Origin of the sequence: Massilia aurea (assembly GCF_040790145.1) — a bacterium.
Taxonomy (GTDB): Bacteria; Pseudomonadota; Gammaproteobacteria; order Burkholderiales; family Burkholderiaceae_D; genus Telluria; species Telluria aurea_C.
In genome coordinates, this window is sequence record NZ_JBFMMP010000018.1 from 12,352 (window position 1) to 27,011 (window position 14,660).

The following is a 14,660-nucleotide window of genomic DNA, read 5'->3' on the forward strand; positions in this document are numbered from 1 at the left end:
CAATGTACGGGAGCGCACGCAGCGTAGGTAAAACCGCCCGCCCCCCGGTCAGAACACGTGTTTCAGGTTGGCCGAGAACCTGCGCGGCTCGCCATACGGCGAGTAATTCACGGCGTACAGGCTGCGGTAGTGCCGATCGGCCAGATTGCTCACGGCCAGTTGCAGATGCGTGTTCGGCGTGAACTGGTACCTGGCATGCACACCCAGCAGTAGCAGGCTGCCCTGGCGGATCGTCCAGGCGGCGGCGCCCGAACCGCCACTGCGCGCGATCTTGCTGGTCCCGGCCAGATTGCCCCCGAATGCCCACGCGGTGTCGGGCAATTTGACATTGGCGGCCAGGCGCACGCTGTGGCGCGGCTGCTCGGGTGCGAAGCGCTGGCCTTGCTGGGGGCCGGCCTTGTATTCGGCGTGCATATACGTATAGCCGGCGGCGAGGTTCACATTCTGTCCCACCTGGCCATTGGCGCCCAGGTCGACACCCTGGCTGACCACTTCGCCGGCGGCGTTGTAGCAAATGCCTCCGCAGGCGTTGCCCGGGTCATTCAGGATCGAATCGTCGCGCACCGCCAGGTTCGATTGTTCGAGCCGGTACACGGCAGCCGAGACGTTCAGGCGTTTGTCGAGCAGTTCGCCCTTGATGCCGGCCTCGACGTTCGCGCCCACGACCGGATCGAGGAAGCTGCCATCCACGCTGCGGTTGGTTTGCGGGTTGAAAATATCCGAATAGCTGACGTAGGCGGAATATTGCTTGTCGAGGTCGTAGACCAGACCGGCATACGGTGTCAGCTCCCCGGATTCCTTCGGTGCGACCCGGCCGGTAATGTCGTTCCTGGATTTGTAATTGCTGATCCGGACGCCCGTGATCAGCTTGAGGGAGTCGGCCAGGTTCCAGCGCGCCACGCCATACAGGCCCAGATTGGTCACGGTCGACGCCGAGCGCGACGGCGCCGCGCCGTTGGCCACCGGGCCCAGCGAGGTCGGGTCGAAGTCGAACACATTGATGGGAATCGTTGCAGTGGTCACGCCCGTGCCCGTGCTTTCATCCCGGGTGGACGATCCATTCAGCCCCAGCGCCAGCTCATGCGTGCGGCCGATCAGGGAGAACGGGCCCGAGGCATAGGCATCGAGCGTGTCGGCGATCAGGGTCGACGGGCTGCTTCGGATGCGGCTGGCGACCGACAAGCCGTTGCCGGTGACCGGATTCAGGTTGCCCGAAAGCGCGTTGAAATTGCTGATGTCGTTGCGCGTCTTTTGACGCGAATAGCTGGCCTTGAGTTTCCATTTGCCGGCCAGCCGCTGCTCCAGGCCAAGCGTATAGAAGGTGTAATCGCGCACCAGCAGATAATTGGCATCGCCCCAGAACGAATCGCGCGGCAGGCCGGCATCGGCCCCGCCCACGGCAAACGGCACGCCGTAGTGATTCAGGCCCTCGTCTTGCTGGTACTGCACGCTGGCGCTGAGTGTGGTGTCCGGGCTCAGGTCGCCTTCGACGATGGCATAGACGGCGCTGCGGTCGCGGTAGACGTAGTCGGTGAACGCATCGCTGTTGTCGCTCAGCGCGACCACGCGCGCCCGGATGCGGTTCGACGCCACCAGCGGCGCCGAAATATCGCCAACGACGCGCCGCGCATTCCATGACCCGAGCTGCACTTCGGCCTGGGCCTGGAAGCTGTCGGTCGGGCGCTTGCGCACCGAATTGACGGTGCCGCCGGGGGTGCCGGCGCCGGTCATCAGGCCGGCCGCGCCCTGCAGCACCTCGATCCGGTCGACGAAGGCATTGTCGAACTTCGGCGCGCGGTTGCCGCTGTTGATGCCGGCCGGCGTGGTCATGCCATCGACCTGGGCTTGCAGGTTGAAGCCACGGCTGAAATACGTGCCGCCGGCGCTGCCCTGTTCCTGCGAAAAGATCCCGCTGACCGACTTCAGGGCGTCATCGAGCGAGGTCAAGCCGGCATCGTCCAGTTGCTGGCGCGTGATGGTGGTGATGGTCTGCGGCGTCTCGCGCGCAGAGAGGTTGAGCTTGGTGGCGGTGCTGGACGACCTGGCCCGGTAGCTCCCGGTGCCTTCGCTGGTGCCATCGCGCATGGCATCGGCGGTGATGGTCACTGCTGGCACGGCCGTACCCACGGCAGGCGCTGCGCTGGTACTGGACCGGGTGTCCGTGCTGGCGGCAACGCTGCGCAGCACGAACAAGCCATCGCCCTGGGCGACGGCTTCGAGCCCAGCGCCCACCAGTAGCTGGTTCAATGCGATGGCAACGGGGAATTGACCGCTCAAGCCGCCGGTACGCTTGCCTTCGACCAGTTGCGGCAAGTAGGAAACGGTGACCCTCGCTTCGGCTGCGAAGCGCGACAAGGCCGGCTGCAAGGGGCCGGCCGCAATCTCATAGTGCTGCGACTGGGCGCTTGCCTGCGCCATGGGGAGCGCGGCGCAGGCGAGGATCAGGCAGGTCTGTAACGGGGAAAGACGGTAAAACATGATGGGATTCCTGTTCGATGACGATGTGGTTGGTGTTCTTCACATGCAATGACACGTCAACCGAAAAAAGCGGCCACTTTTTTTAAAAAAATGCTCAAGCCGGCACGATGGTCGCCCAGTAACGCGTGCGGTACACGACGCGCACCGGCAGCGTATGGGCCAGCGCGCGCAGGACGCGGTCGGTATCGTCGAGCTGGAAGGTGCCGGAAATGCGCAGGCCGGCCACGGCCGGATCGCATTCCAGCCAGCCGCGCCGGTACCGTGAGAGCTCGGCCGAGAAATCGGCCAGCCGCCCGTTGTCGGCCACCAGGATGCCGTCCACCCACGCGGCGCCGTAGGCAGCCAGGGCCTGCATTTCGGCCAGCCCATCAGCGGAAAAGCGCATCTGGTGCTCTGCTGTCAGGATGCGCTTGTGCTGCGCATCATTGCGCGCCTGTGCTTCGACAGCGCCTTCCAGAACAGCGACATCGCTCCATGCCGCGATGCGCTTGACGGTGAAGCGCGTGCCGATCGCACGGATGAATCCGTCCGCAGTCTCGACCCGGAATGGCCGCGCCGCCGCACGGGTATCGGGCGCCGTGGCAATCAGCACTTCACCTTCGTGCAGGATCAGCAGTCGCTCCACATGGTTATAGTCGACATCGAACGCCGTGTTCGTATTCATGTGCACGCGGGTGCCGTCGGCCAATTGCACGCTGCGCCTTTCGGCGGTCGACGTGCGATGCGCGGCGCGCCACGCGGCAACGGGCAGTTGCTGGTACGCCAGCATCGATGCCGGGGCCAGCGTCAGCAGCAGGAAGATTTTCTTGACGGTCTCACGGCGCGGGCGTGCCGGCGGTCGGCCCAGCGTCGCGTTGCCAAGCTCGGCGGGAATGATGCCGAATGTCTTGTCGAGTTGCTGGGCGCGTTGCCACGCCAGCTCATGCTGCGCATGACTGGCGCGCCACCGCAGGCAGGCCTGCCGCTCGTTGTCATCGGGTTGCGCCGACGGATGCATCCGCATCATCCAGTGCGCCGCTTCGCGCGCGACGCGTGGATCGAGGGGCGCATCCCCGGCGGTTCGAACTAGCTGTGCGCGAGCAGGCATCGTTCGTAGGCCAGCGCCATGTAGCGGCGCACGCTGCGCGGTGGAATCGCCAGGTGGCGCGCAATCTCGTCGTACGTCATGCCGTCCAGTTGCGCGGCCAGGAATACGGCGCGTACCTTGTGCGGCAGGGCGTCGAGCAGGGTGTCGATCTGGTTCAGGGTCTCGAGAATGATCAGTTGCTGCTCGGGCGCCGGTGCGACCGCTTCTGGCATCAGCCGCAGTGCGTCTGCCCAGGCCTGTTCGAGCGACTGGCGCCGATAGTGATTGCTCAGCACCCGCGTGGCGACCGTCGTCAGATACGCGCGCGGTTCGCGCAGGTCCAGATCGGCATTACGGCTTTTTTCGCAGGCGGCGAGGATGCGGATGAACGTGTCCTGTGCCAGGTCGGCAGCGTTGGCCGCGCATCCCAGCTTCTTGCGCAGCCAGCCTTGCAGCCAGTTGTTGTGGTCGCGGTAAAGTCGGTCAACCGGATCGTAGGGGGCTGCTGTGGGCAAGATAGGGTTTGGCCAGGATGCGCGACGCATCGTCGTCTTTGATGAGAATGATTCTCATTATTGCATCTAGTTCGTGTCAGCGTCAATGCACGAGCGCCATGAAAAAAGCGGGCCGGGCACAGGGCCCGGCCCGCTTTCACGGGTCCAGCACGCGCAGCAGTCTTACTTCTGCTGGGCCAGCAGCACCAGCCAGTACTTGGCCAGGTCGCCGGCACCGCCGCCGCCCTTGACCGTCTGGAAGGTCGCGATGGCGTCGGCTTTCTTGCCAGCGCGCACTTGCGCCATGCCGAGGCGCAGCTTGGCTTCTTCAGCGTTCTTCAGGCCGCCCTTGGCGATGCCTTGCTGGATGAAGCCCACGCCCTTGTCGCCCTGGTCCATGGTGGCATAGGCCCAACCCAGGTTGACCAGGCCGGCGCCGGTCTTGGCCTTGGCCGCGCCCGCTTCGCCGGCGGCGATGTTCTTGGCATCGTCCGCCGCGCCCTTGTTGGCCTTGTCGCGCAGCGAAGCATGGGTCTTGGCGTTTGCGCCTTTGCCCAGCACGCCTGCGGCGTAGCCGGCTTCGATGGCTTTTTTCGCTTCGGTCGGGAAACCGTCACGCAGCGACAGCTCGGCCAGGTCGACGTACTCTTCTGCCGCCATCTGCTTGACGGCAGCCGCTTCCAGGCGATACACGTTGATCATATTGGTCTGCGCGTCGAAGCCCGACTTGCGCGCCACGCCACGGTTGAGCAGGTCGGTCCAGAAGTCGTCGCTCGGATAGTGGGCGACCAGCTTCTCGAGTGCGGTCAGGTAACCGGCGTCGTCCTTGACCTTGTTGGCCGACGAGGCCAGCAGGCGCAGGTCTTCTTCGCTCGGCTTCTGGCCGGCTTTCTCGGTTGCCTCGATGGCTGGCAGCAGCGCCGCCTTGGCATTGGCGTAATCGCCGCCCAGGTAGTAGGCGCGGGTCAGTGGCGCGGCGACTTTTTCAGGCGTCGTGCTTTCTTTCTGGTAGCGCTTGAACCACTCGATCGCCTTCGGATAATCCTTGGCGTTGTAGTGCATATTGGCCAGGGCCTGGATGAAATCGGCCTGCTCGTTCGGCGCCAGGCGGCCCGAGCCGATGACGGCTTCCAGTGCCGGCATGGCGATGGCATTGTTGTTGGTCGCCGAACCCAGCGACAGCTTCATGCGGTTGACGACGTAGTCTTCATAGGGCGTGCGGTTCGGGAACGCTTCGGCCTGGGTCACGCGGCTCTGGATTTCGGCGTAATTCTTGGCATCCATCAGCGGCTTGATCTGCGCCGGGTCGAGCAGCTTGAACAGCTCTGGGCGGACGCTGTCTTTTGGTGCTTCAGCGGCGGCGGCAGGCTTGTCCTGGGCGTTGACGGCAGGAATCACGGCAGCGGAGCTCAGGCCGACGGCGGCCAGCATCAGGCAGAGGCGGGCGAGACGGAATTGGGACATTGGTTATCCTTCTATCTAGACAAAAATTATGCGGGTGCGTTTTCATCACAGCAGTATGGTGAAAATGCCAAGCTCGGACAAAAAAGCATTGTCCCATAAATCAAGCGTTTTCTGGCTCGGCAATTGTGCCGCAGCCGGGGCTGGCATGCCCGCGTCGTTACATCGCGTTACCTTGCGCCGCTCACGCAGCGTCGAAACCCGGCACCGGGCATACCCCGGGTGCATCGATCTCGCCGGCCAGCCAGGCCACCGCCGCGGCCAGCGCCGGCGGCGCAAAGCCATAGGTGAGCAGGGCCGGGCCGGGGAAGTCGAGCGCCTGGTACGGGTTCCACAGCGCCAGGTGCAGGTCGGGCCGCCAGGTGGCGCAGGCGTGCGGGCCGTAGCGGCGGCGCGCGGTCGAGGCCAGGATGATCAAGCGGCCGTCATCCGGCAGCGCGGCCCAGTCGAAGGTCTCGCTGTCGGCAAACGTCACCAGGTCGACGTCGTACAGCATCGACAACGCCGCCGCGATACTGGCGGCCGGCACGCCGGCCTCCGATACGCCGTCGCTGACCACGTCGGCGCGTGCCACCAGCCGCACACGCGCGCCGCGCGGTGGCCGCGTCGGCGAGCGCAGTGCCGTGAGACCCGCGCGCCAGGCGCGATGCATCAAGGCGCGGTCATCCTGTTCGACGGCGTAGGCGACCGGGCCGGCCGGATGCGCATCGGCCAGCCTGCCCAGGCGCGCCAGGCGCGCTTGAACATCGGCCAGCGGCAGCACGCCGTCGCGGATCGCCGCAGCGATCGCCTGCACCGTCTCGATCTGCGTGGCGCGCGAGCCGATCGCCATGACCATGTCGGCGCCGGCCACCAGCGCATTGACGGCGGCCTGGCCGACGCCGTAGCGGTGCGCGATCGCGTGCATGTCCATGCCGTCGGTGATGATCACGCCGTCGTAGTTGAACTCGTCGCGCAGGACGCCGGTGAGGATCGCGTGCGACATCGTGGCCGGGTTGACCGGGTCCAGCGCCGGGTACACGATGTGGGCCGTCATCATCGCGGGGGCCGCAGGTGAATGCTGCGCCGCGATACGAAATGGCGCGAACTCGAAGCGTTCGAGGTCGGCGCGCGATTTGTCGACATAGGGCAGGTCGCGGTGCGAGTCGACGTGGGTGTCGCCGTGGCCGGGGAAGTGCTTGACGCAGCAGGCCACGCCTTCGCGCTCGCTGCCTTCCATCCAGGCCAGCGCAATGCGCGTGGCCTGTTCGGGATCGGCGCCGAACGAGCGCTCGGCGATCACCGGGTTGTGCGGGTTGTTGTTCAGGTCGAGCACCGGCGCGAAGTTCCAGTTGAAACCCAGCGCACGCACCGCGCGCGCTACCGCCGCGCCGACCTCGCGCGCCAGGTCCGGATCGTTGGCCGCGCCCAGCGCCATCGCGCTGGGCGGCGCCGGCACCCAGGTCGAGCGAACGACGGCGCCGCCTTCCTGGTCGAGCGCGATCAGCGCCTGCGGCCCGATCGCGTCACGCAGCGCGCCAGTCATGCGCGTCAGTTGCGCGGCGTCGACCATATTCTGGCGAAACAGGCAGGCGCCGCGGATGCGGTAGGTGCGCAGGAAGGCGTCGGTGTCGGCATCGATGTCGGTGCCGAACAGGCGCACCATGACCAGTTGGCCGGCGAGGTCGAGGTAGTCGTTCATCGGTTTGATTCCGCGTTCTAGTTCGTCTTGGTGACTTTGCTCAGGTGGCGCGGCTGGTCGGCATTCATGCCGCGCGCGGCCGACAGCGTCGCGGCCATCGTGTAGAAGGCCTGCACGGCCACGATCGGGTCGAGGTCGGGAATGGCGGCGGTGGGCAGCGTCAGATCCCGGCTGGCGATGTCGCTCGGCGCCGCGAGCAGCACGCGCGCGCCGCGCCCGCGCATCTCGTCGGCCAGCGCCACCAGGCTGGCCTGGGTCGGGCCGCGCGTTGCGTAGATCAGGAGCGGATAGCCTTCTTCGATCAGCGCCATCGGGCCATGCTTGATCTCGGCGCCCGAAAACGCTTCGGCCTGCAGTGCCGAGGTTTCCTTGAACTTCAGTGACGATTCGAGCGCCAGCGGGAAGCTGATGCCGCGCCCGACCACCATGATATTGCGCGCCGGCGCCAGCACCTCGATGGCGGCCGACCAATCGCCGTCCTGGCCAAAGCTGCGCGCGGCACGCAGCGCATCGGGCAGGGCGGCAATGCCGTCCTTGAGTTCTGGATCATCCTGCCAGTGCGCCACCAGGCGCGCGCCGGCAACCAGGCTGGCGATGAAGCTCTTGGTGGCGGCCACGCTGTGCTCCTTGCCTGCGTGGAGCGGCATGGTCCATTCGGCGGCATCGGCCAGTGGCGACGTTGCGTCGTTCACCAGCGCCACCGTGACGGCGCCGCCGGCGCGGAAGTACCGCATCGGCTCGACCACGTCCGGGCTCTGGCCCGATTGCGAAATGGCGATGGCCAGCGTGTCGCGCGCGATGATCGGCGACTTGTACAGCGTGATGAGCGACATTGGCAGCGACGTCACCAGGCGCCCCATGCGCGCCATGATCAGGTAGGCCAGGTAGCCGGATGCGTGATCGGAGCTGCCGCGCGCCACCGTCACAGCGCTGTGCAGCTGCGTGGCGCGCAGCTGTTCGCCCAGCGCGGCGTAACGGTCGATGTCTTGCGTCAGCGCGTGGGCGATGCAGTCGCCGGACGACAGCGCCTCTTGCAGCATCAGCGATTCGTGAGCAGCAGTAACGGGAATGGAAGTCACAGGCATTCTCCTTCGATATGGACGGCTTTGATGGTGAGGGCGCGGTCCAGGACCACGAAGTCGGCGTGACAGCCCGGGGCCAGGCGGCCGCGCCGGGTCTCGCCAAGGTAGTCGGCGGCGTGGGTCGAGACGCGCTGGCTGGCTTCTTCGATCGACAGCCCCATGCCCACCAGATTGCGCAGCGCGCCGTCCATCGTCAGCGTGCTGCCGGCCAGCGTGCCGTCGGCCAGGCGCACGCCGCCCATGCATTTGTGGACCACCTGGCGGCCCAGCATGTATTCGCCGTCGGGCATGCCGGCGGCGGCGGTCGAATCGGTCACGCAGAACAGCTTGGGGATGCAGCGCAGGGCGGTACGGATGGCGCCCGGATGCACGTGCAGCAGGTCGGGAATGATCTCGGCGTATTCGGCGTGGGCCAGCGCCGCGCCGACCATGCCGGGATCGCGGTGGTGCAGGCCGGGCATGGCGTTGAACAGGTGCGTGAAGCCGGTCGCGCCGTGTTCGAGGGCCGCCACGCCCACGTCGTAGTCGCCATTCGTGTGGCCGATCTGGACCCTGATGCCGGCCTTGGTCAACTGCCGCACGAGGGCCATGTGGCCGTCGATCTCGGGCGCCACGGTGATCAGCTTCAACGGCGCCAGCGCATTGAAGCGCATGACTTCGTCGAGGTGCGCTTCGCGCGCGAACGGCGGCTGGGCGCCGAGTTTGCCGGCGTTGATGTACGGGCCTTCCAGGTGCACGCCGAGAATGCGCGCCTCGCCCTTGCCGCGCGACTTGCTGGCCGCGCCGATGGCGGCCAGGGCCCGGTCGATGTCTTCCACCGGCGCCGTCATGGTCGTGGCCAGCAGGCTGGTGGTGCCGTGCTTCGCGTGCAGCGCCGCGATCACGTGCGGGGCGTCGCCGCCTTCCATCATGTCGCGCCCGGCGCCGCCGTGCACGTGCACGTCGATGAAGCCGGGGATGATGTAGACGTCGTCGTTATTGGCCGGATTGGCGCGGCTGCCGTCGATGCTGTCGATGCGCGCGCCGTAGCGCAGCGCGCCGCGCACCCAGCCGGCCGGCGTGAGGATGTTGCCTTTGATCTGGTTTGTCATGCGTGGGCGTCCTTCAGGTGCAGTTCGATCATGCGCAGCGCGCCGGCAGCGGAGTCGCCATGCGCCGGGCTGCAGCGCGCCAGCGTGTCGGCCGGCAGGTACACGCGCAGCGCTTCGCCCAGGCCGCCGCACAGTGATAGCGGCAGGCTGCCGGTGGGGTCGAGGGCGCGCGCGATACTGGCCGCTTCCAGGCCGGCCCGGGTAAGGATGTCCGTCGCCACGGGATCGCTGAAGCCATGCGCCACGACGAAGCGCGCCAGGCCGGCGTAGTCGGTCTGCGTCGCGTGGCCGAGCCAGACCTGGATCGGGTCGCGCGCGCCGCCGCAGGCGGCAATCACATCGGCGGCAAAGGCGCCGCCCCCGGCGCGGCCGTCCAGCACCTGCTCGATGTGGCCAATGGCGCGCAAGCCCATCCAGGCGCCGCCCGCCTCGTCGCCGGCCGGGAAGCCCCAGCCGCCGACTTCGACCCGTGTACCATCTGGCCGCAACGCTTCGCCCACGCTGCCGGTGCCGATGGCGACGATGGCCCCGGGCCGGCCGCCATGGGCGCCCATCAGGGTCGTGAAGCCGTCGGTGTCGAGCACGATGGCGCCGAAGCCCGGATCGGCGGCGCGGAAGGCGGCCGCCCATTCCTTGTTATGCACCCCGGCCATGCCCAGGCCGATCGCGCAGGCGCGCATGGGGACGGTGTCGATACCGAGCGCGGCGAAGGCCTGGCCGGTGGCGGCAAGGACGGCAGTCCAGGCCTTGTCGATGCCGTGGCGCAGGCCGGAGGCGCCGCTGCTGCCCGTGGCCAGTTCGGCGCCGTCGCGGCCGGCCAGGCGCACGCGGGTGTTGGTGCCGCCGCCGTCAACGCCAATGAGATAGTCGATCATGGTTGCAATGGGTGCCGAAAAAGGGTCATCGAACTATAGGCAGGCAGTGAAGTGATGTCAACAGGTATTTAACTGGTATTGTTGATGGCACGGGTGACTGGGTGAACTCTCATAGGTGCTGGTCCCAAGGCACATCATCGTGCGCGAATTGGTATGGCAATTGGTATTCATATCGGCCCGGGCTCGAGGACGAGGACGCCCCTGGTGGTCCGGCAAAGTGGTATCGTTCGGGGAATATCCTCAGTGAATACCGACACATGCCCGACATCTTGCCCTCCGATCCCCCGCATCCGAACCTGGCGTTCGCCAACGGCGGTGGCGAGATGGGTGCGCTTCTGCGCGCCATCGACTGGGCGAATCACCCGCTTGGCCAGCTCGAGACCTGGCCGCAATCGCTGCGCACGGCGGTGAGCCTGATGCTCGGCGCGCGCCAGCCGATGTACGTGGCCTGGGGAGCGGCGCTGCATCTGCTCTACAACGATGCCTATCGCGTCCTGCTCGGGGCGCGCGGCGACTACCCCGAGTGCACGTTCGGCCAGCCGTTCGCCGAGGTCTGGGCCGACATCTGGGACGAGGTCGGCCCGATGCTGGTATCGACCCTGCAGGGCGAACCGGTGCATGCCGAAGACCATGGTTTCCTGGTCCAGCGCAACGGCTATCCGGAGCAGATCTACGTCACCTTCTCGACCATCGCACTGCGCGACGAGGCGGGCGTGGTCGCCGGCGTGTGCTGCGTGTGCGCCGAAACCACGGCCCAGGTGCTGGCCGGGCAGGAGCGCGACCATGCGCTGCACGCACTGGCCACCAGCAACGAGAAGCTGCGCATCGCGGCCGACGCCGGCGAATTCGGCCTGTTCGATCATTCGCTGACCCAGTGCGACATCGCCTGGAACGAGCGCGCGCGCACGCACTTCGGCGTGCCGCCCGACGGGCCGGTCACGCACGCGCTGATCGACGCCGCGTTTCATCCCCATGATCGCGAACGCGTCGTGGCCAAGGTCGTGGCGCTGCTGGCCGAGCCTGGAGATGGCCGCTACCGCGACGAATACCGCACCGTCAGCGCCATCGATGGGCATGAACGCTGGATCGCGGCCAGCGGGCGCCTGTTGCGCGACGCTGCGGGCGCGCCCGAACGCCTGGTCGGGACCACGCTCGACATCACCAGCCGCAAGCTGTTCGAGGCAAGCGTGCGCGCGGCCGCGAGCGAAGCGGTGGCGGCGGCCGAGGCGAACGCCAAGTTCCGCACCTTCTTCGAGCAGGGCACGCACTTCGGCACCCTGATGACGCCGGACGGCACGCTGATCGAAGCGAACCAGGTGGCGCTTGACGCCGGCGGTTACGCGCGCGGCGACGTGCTGGGGCTTGCCTTCGCTGCGTGCGGCTGGTGGAGCGGCTCGCCCAAGGTGGCGGCCGAGATCGCGGCCTGCATCGTGCTGGCGGCGCGCGGCGAGCGTGTACGGTGCGAGTTGCCGTATTTCGTGGCCGGCGGCGGCGAGCGCTTCATCGATCTGGTCATGGCGCCGGTGACCGGCGACGACGGCGCGGTGCTGTTCGTGGCCGCCACCGGCAGCGACATCACCGAGCGGCGCCAGGTCGAAGAGCGCCTGCGCATGCTCGACGCGATCGGCGAAGCCACGCGTGTCGCGCACGATCCGAAGACGATCATGGGCGAGGCCACGCGACTGCTGGGCCAATACCTCGGCGTCACGCGCGTGGCCTATGCCGACCTGGAGCCCGACAACGACCGCTTCACGATCCGCCACGACTGGGTCACGCCGGGTGCGGTCAGCACCGTGGGGGTTTATTCGCTCGACCTGTTCGGCTCACGCGCGCGCGCCGACATGCGCGAAGGCCGCACGCTGCTGATCCACGACGTCGAGCGCGAGCTGACCGAAGAAGACGGCGCCGTCATGTTCGCGCAGATCGACGTCAAGGCCATCGTCTGCTGCCCGCTGGTCAAGGGCGGCAAGCTGGTGGCGATGATGGCGGTGCACCAGCGCACGCCGCGCAGCTGGACGGCGGGCGAGGTGGCGCTGGTCGAAGCGGTGGTCGAGCGCTGCTGGGCCCACATCGAGCGGGTGCGCGCCAGCGAAGCGCTGCACGAGGCCGACCGCCGCAAGTCCGAATTTCTGGCCACGCTGGCGCACGAGCTGCGCAATCCGCTGGCGCCGATCCGCAACGGCCTGGAAATCATGCGCATGGGTGCCGACAAGCCGGGCAGCGCATCCATGCTGGGCAGCGTGCGCGCGATGATGGAGCGCCAGGTCGGCCACATGGTCCACCTGATCAACGACCTGCTCGATATCGCGCGCGTCTCGAGCGGCAAGCTGGTGCTGCAAATGCGCCCGGTCGACCTGCGCGACGTGATTGCGACGGCGGTCGAGACCAGCAAGCCGCTGATCGACGCCGCCGGGCACACCCTGACTGTCGACCTGCCGCCAACTACCGTGCCGGTCGACGTCGACCCGGTGCGCATCAGCCAGGTGGTGAGCAACCTGCTGTCGAATGCGGCCAAGTACACGCCGCAGGGCGGGCGCGTCAATGTCGCCGCGCATGTCGAGGGCGACGAAGTGGTGGTGACGGTGCGCGATAACGGCGTGGGCATCGCGGCCGACATGCTGGCCGCCGTGTTCGAGATGTTCACCCAGGTGGCGCGCAGCATCGAGCGCGCCAACGGCGGGCTGGGGATCGGTCTGTCGCTCGTGCGGCGCCTGGTCGAACTGCATGGCGGCATGGTCAGCGCGAAGAGCGCCGGCGTGGGCCTGGGCAGCTGTTTCGCCGTGCGCCTGCCATTGAAGGTGGCGCCAGTTGTCGACGCGCCGCTGACGGTGGTGGCGCCGGTGGACGCCAGGCCGCAGGTGGGGAGAGCGCTGCGGGTGCTGGTCGCCGACGACAACGTCGACGCGGCCGCCACGCTGGCGGCGCTGCTGGACATCGCCGGCCACACGACGCGCGTCGTGCACGACGGCGCGGCGGCGGTGGACGCCGCTGCAACATTCCGGCCCGAACTCGTGTTCCTCGATATCGGCATGCCGTTCATGGACGGCTACGAGGCGGCGCGCCGCCTGCGCCGGATGCCGGCGCTCGACGGTGCCATGCTGGTGGCGCTGACCGGCTGGGGCACCGAAGAAGACCGCGCCCGTTCGCGCGCGGCCGGCTTTGACCGGCATTTGCTCAAGCCGGCCTTGCCGGACGACGTCGAGGCGGTGCTGGCCGAAGCGGCAGGCGCCTAATCCGGCACCTGGCTGCTGCCGCGCCGGTCCACGACCAGCAAGTCACTGCGGCTTCGGTTTGCGCTGTCCTGACCCGTAACGTGCACCGTCGCCGTGCCCGGGCCGGTGACGGCGATGTCGGCGCGTCCGGCCTGCAGGCGCCGTCCATCGAGCGTGCCCGAGCCGCTCAGGCGCGCACGCACCGTGGTGACCTGGCCGCGCAGTTCGGCGTTGCCCGGGCCGCTCGACGTGAACAGCAGGTGCGTGCCGGCCAGCGTGGCCTGCAGGTCGCCGGAGCCGCGCAGGTCGGCGTCGAGCGTGTCCGACACGCGCCGCAATGCCACGTCCCCCGGGCCGCGCAGCACGACGCCCGCGCGCGCCACCTGCAAGCCGGCGCCATCGAGGTCACCGCTGCCGTTCACCTGCGCCATGAAGTCAGTGACCGCACCGCGCAACACCGCATTACCGGGGCCGCTCAGGCGCAGATCGAGGCGGGCGAGGGCAAGGCGATGCGCCGCCAGGTCGCCCGAGCCGTCGATGCGGGCCTGCAGTTCGCCGTCGATGTCGGCCAGTTCGACGTCGCCGGGACCGGCCATCGTCAGCTCGACCTGGCGCGCGCGCAGTCGCTCGAGATGCGCGTCGCCGCTGCCGGTGACGCGCAGCGCCAGTGCGCGCACCTGGCCCGCCACCCGCAGGTCGCCAGGACCGTCGTTGGTCAGGGCAATGCGCTCGCCGGCCACCTGATCGAGCGTGACGTCGCCGCTGCCGGACATGCGCAGGCGCGCCAGTTGCGGCGCGCTCACGCTGAGCGTGACATGCCGGCGCGGCGGCGTGTAGCCGAAAGTCCAGGTCGTGCGCCCGCCCGGCCGCACGACCAGCGTGTCGCCGCGCACGAAGGTCTCGACCTGCTCCAGCTGATCGCGCTCGCCGTGGACGGTCACGCCATGTGCGCCCCGGGCCTGCACGGTGAGGTCGAACGGGCCGCTGACGTCGATCGCGCTGAACGCGCCGACCGCGCGCTGCTCGTCGACACGCGGGCCGGACGCCGCAGCGCGGGTGCTGTCGATCGACAGCAGGCCGGCGCCGATGGCGGTGGCGATCAGGGTGGTTTTCAGGACGGTGTGCATGGTGGTGTGGGCCCGTGGAAGGTGGAACGTGAAGATTAGGCCAACATCGCGCGGGTCGCACCGGCCAGCCGACGGAGTGGCGATTCGGCGGCG

Annotated in this window: 10 protein-coding genes; 1 reads left to right on the plus strand and 9 read right to left on the minus strand. The window is 67.9% G+C overall.

The window, feature by feature from the left end; all coding sequences use genetic code 11:
* Positions 1–48: 48 nt before the first annotated feature.
* The 8 genes from AB2N08_RS19615 to AB2N08_RS19650 all read right to left on the minus strand — a co-directional run bounded on the left by AB2N08_RS19615 (position 49) and on the right by AB2N08_RS19650 (position 10,228).
* Entirely contained in the window at positions 49–2,478 is a 2,430-nt protein-coding gene (locus AB2N08_RS19615) for a TonB-dependent siderophore receptor (RefSeq protein WP_367612586.1), read from the minus strand.
* Positions 2,479–2,572: 94 nt separating this feature from the next.
* Positions 2,573–3,565: a FecR domain-containing protein gene (locus AB2N08_RS19620; protein ID WP_367612587.1), complete on the minus strand. Its 993-nt coding sequence runs from the start codon at positions 3,563–3,565 to the stop codon at positions 2,573–2,575.
* Complete coding sequence (locus AB2N08_RS19625; protein WP_367612588.1) at positions 3,544–4,059, minus strand: sigma-70 family RNA polymerase sigma factor; 516 nt, start codon at positions 4,057–4,059, stop codon at positions 3,544–3,546. Before AB2N08_RS19625 ends, AB2N08_RS19620 begins: the two co-directional genes overlap by 22 nt.
* A 162-nt stretch (positions 4,060–4,221) precedes the next feature.
* On the minus strand, positions 4,222–5,502 hold the full coding sequence (locus AB2N08_RS19630; protein ID WP_367612589.1) for a tetratricopeptide repeat protein: 1,281 nt from the start codon (positions 5,500–5,502) through the stop codon (positions 4,222–4,224).
* A 181-nt stretch (positions 5,503–5,683) separates the two neighbouring features.
* Positions 5,684–7,180 carry a glycoside hydrolase family 3 protein gene (locus AB2N08_RS19635; protein ID WP_367612590.1) on the minus strand — a complete coding sequence of 499 codons (1,497 nt, stop codon included), beginning with the start codon at positions 7,178–7,180 and terminating at the stop codon, positions 5,684–5,686.
* A 17-nt stretch (positions 7,181–7,197) separates the two neighbouring features.
* Positions 7,198–8,220: an SIS domain-containing protein gene (locus AB2N08_RS19640; RefSeq protein ID WP_367612644.1), complete on the minus strand. Its 1,023-nt coding sequence runs from the start codon at positions 8,218–8,220 to the stop codon at positions 7,198–7,200.
* Between the two features lie 35 nt (positions 8,221–8,255).
* Positions 8,256–9,353, minus strand: a complete 1,098-nt coding sequence (gene nagA, locus AB2N08_RS19645) for an N-acetylglucosamine-6-phosphate deacetylase (protein ID WP_367612591.1) — start codon at positions 9,351–9,353, stop codon at positions 8,256–8,258.
* Positions 9,350–10,228 carry a BadF/BadG/BcrA/BcrD ATPase family protein gene (locus tag AB2N08_RS19650; protein ID WP_367612592.1) on the minus strand — a complete coding sequence of 293 codons (879 nt, stop codon included), beginning with the start codon at positions 10,226–10,228 and terminating at the stop codon, positions 9,350–9,352. The genes nagA and AB2N08_RS19650 overlap by 4 nt, the downstream gene beginning before the upstream one ends.
* Positions 10,229–10,485: 257 nt before the next feature.
* Between AB2N08_RS19650 and AB2N08_RS19655 the strand changes: the two genes are divergently transcribed.
* The gene (locus AB2N08_RS19655; protein ID WP_367612593.1) at positions 10,486–13,461 is read left to right on the plus strand and encodes a hybrid sensor histidine kinase/response regulator; all 2,976 of its coding nucleotides are present in this window, start codon (positions 10,486–10,488) and stop codon (positions 13,459–13,461) included.
* Here the strand turns inward: AB2N08_RS19655 and AB2N08_RS19660 are convergent.
* Positions 13,458–14,567 carry a GIN domain-containing protein gene (locus AB2N08_RS19660; protein WP_367612594.1) on the minus strand — a complete coding sequence of 370 codons (1,110 nt, stop codon included), beginning with the start codon at positions 14,565–14,567 and terminating at the stop codon, positions 13,458–13,460. The two genes, AB2N08_RS19655 and AB2N08_RS19660, sit on opposite strands and share 4 nt — an antisense overlap.
* Between the last annotated feature and the right edge of the window lie 93 nt (positions 14,568–14,660).

What these genes read in the sequence shown, in the direction of transcription:
- AB2N08_RS19650 (WP_367612592.1), bottom strand. Translation starts at nt 10,228, where the DNA reads ATGATCGACTATCTCATTGGCGTTGACGGCGGCGGCACCAACACCCGC.
- AB2N08_RS19620 (WP_367612587.1), bottom strand. Translation starts at nt 3,565, where the DNA reads ATGCCTGCTCGCGCACAGCTAGTTCGAACCGCCGGGGATGCGCCCCTC.
- AB2N08_RS19655 (WP_367612593.1), top strand. Translation starts at nt 10,486, where the DNA reads ATGCCCGACATCTTGCCCTCCGATCCCCCGCATCCGAACCTGGCGTTC.
- AB2N08_RS19615 (WP_367612586.1), bottom strand. Translation starts at nt 2,478, where the DNA reads ATGTTTTACCGTCTTTCCCCGTTACAGACCTGCCTGATCCTCGCCTGC.
- AB2N08_RS19635 (WP_367612590.1), bottom strand. Translation starts at nt 7,180, where the DNA reads ATGAACGACTACCTCGACCTCGCCGGCCAACTGGTCATGGTGCGCCTG.
- AB2N08_RS19630 (WP_367612589.1), bottom strand. Translation starts at nt 5,502, where the DNA reads ATGTCCCAATTCCGTCTCGCCCGCCTCTGCCTGATGCTGGCCGCCGTC.
- nagA (WP_367612591.1), bottom strand. Translation starts at nt 9,353, where the DNA reads ATGACAAACCAGATCAAAGGCAACATCCTCACGCCGGCCGGCTGGGTG.
- AB2N08_RS19660 (WP_367612594.1), bottom strand. Translation starts at nt 14,567, where the DNA reads ATGCACACCGTCCTGAAAACCACCCTGATCGCCACCGCCATCGGCGCC.
- AB2N08_RS19640 (WP_367612644.1), bottom strand. Translation starts at nt 8,220, where the DNA reads ATGCTGCAAGAGGCGCTGTCGTCCGGCGACTGCATCGCCCACGCGCTG.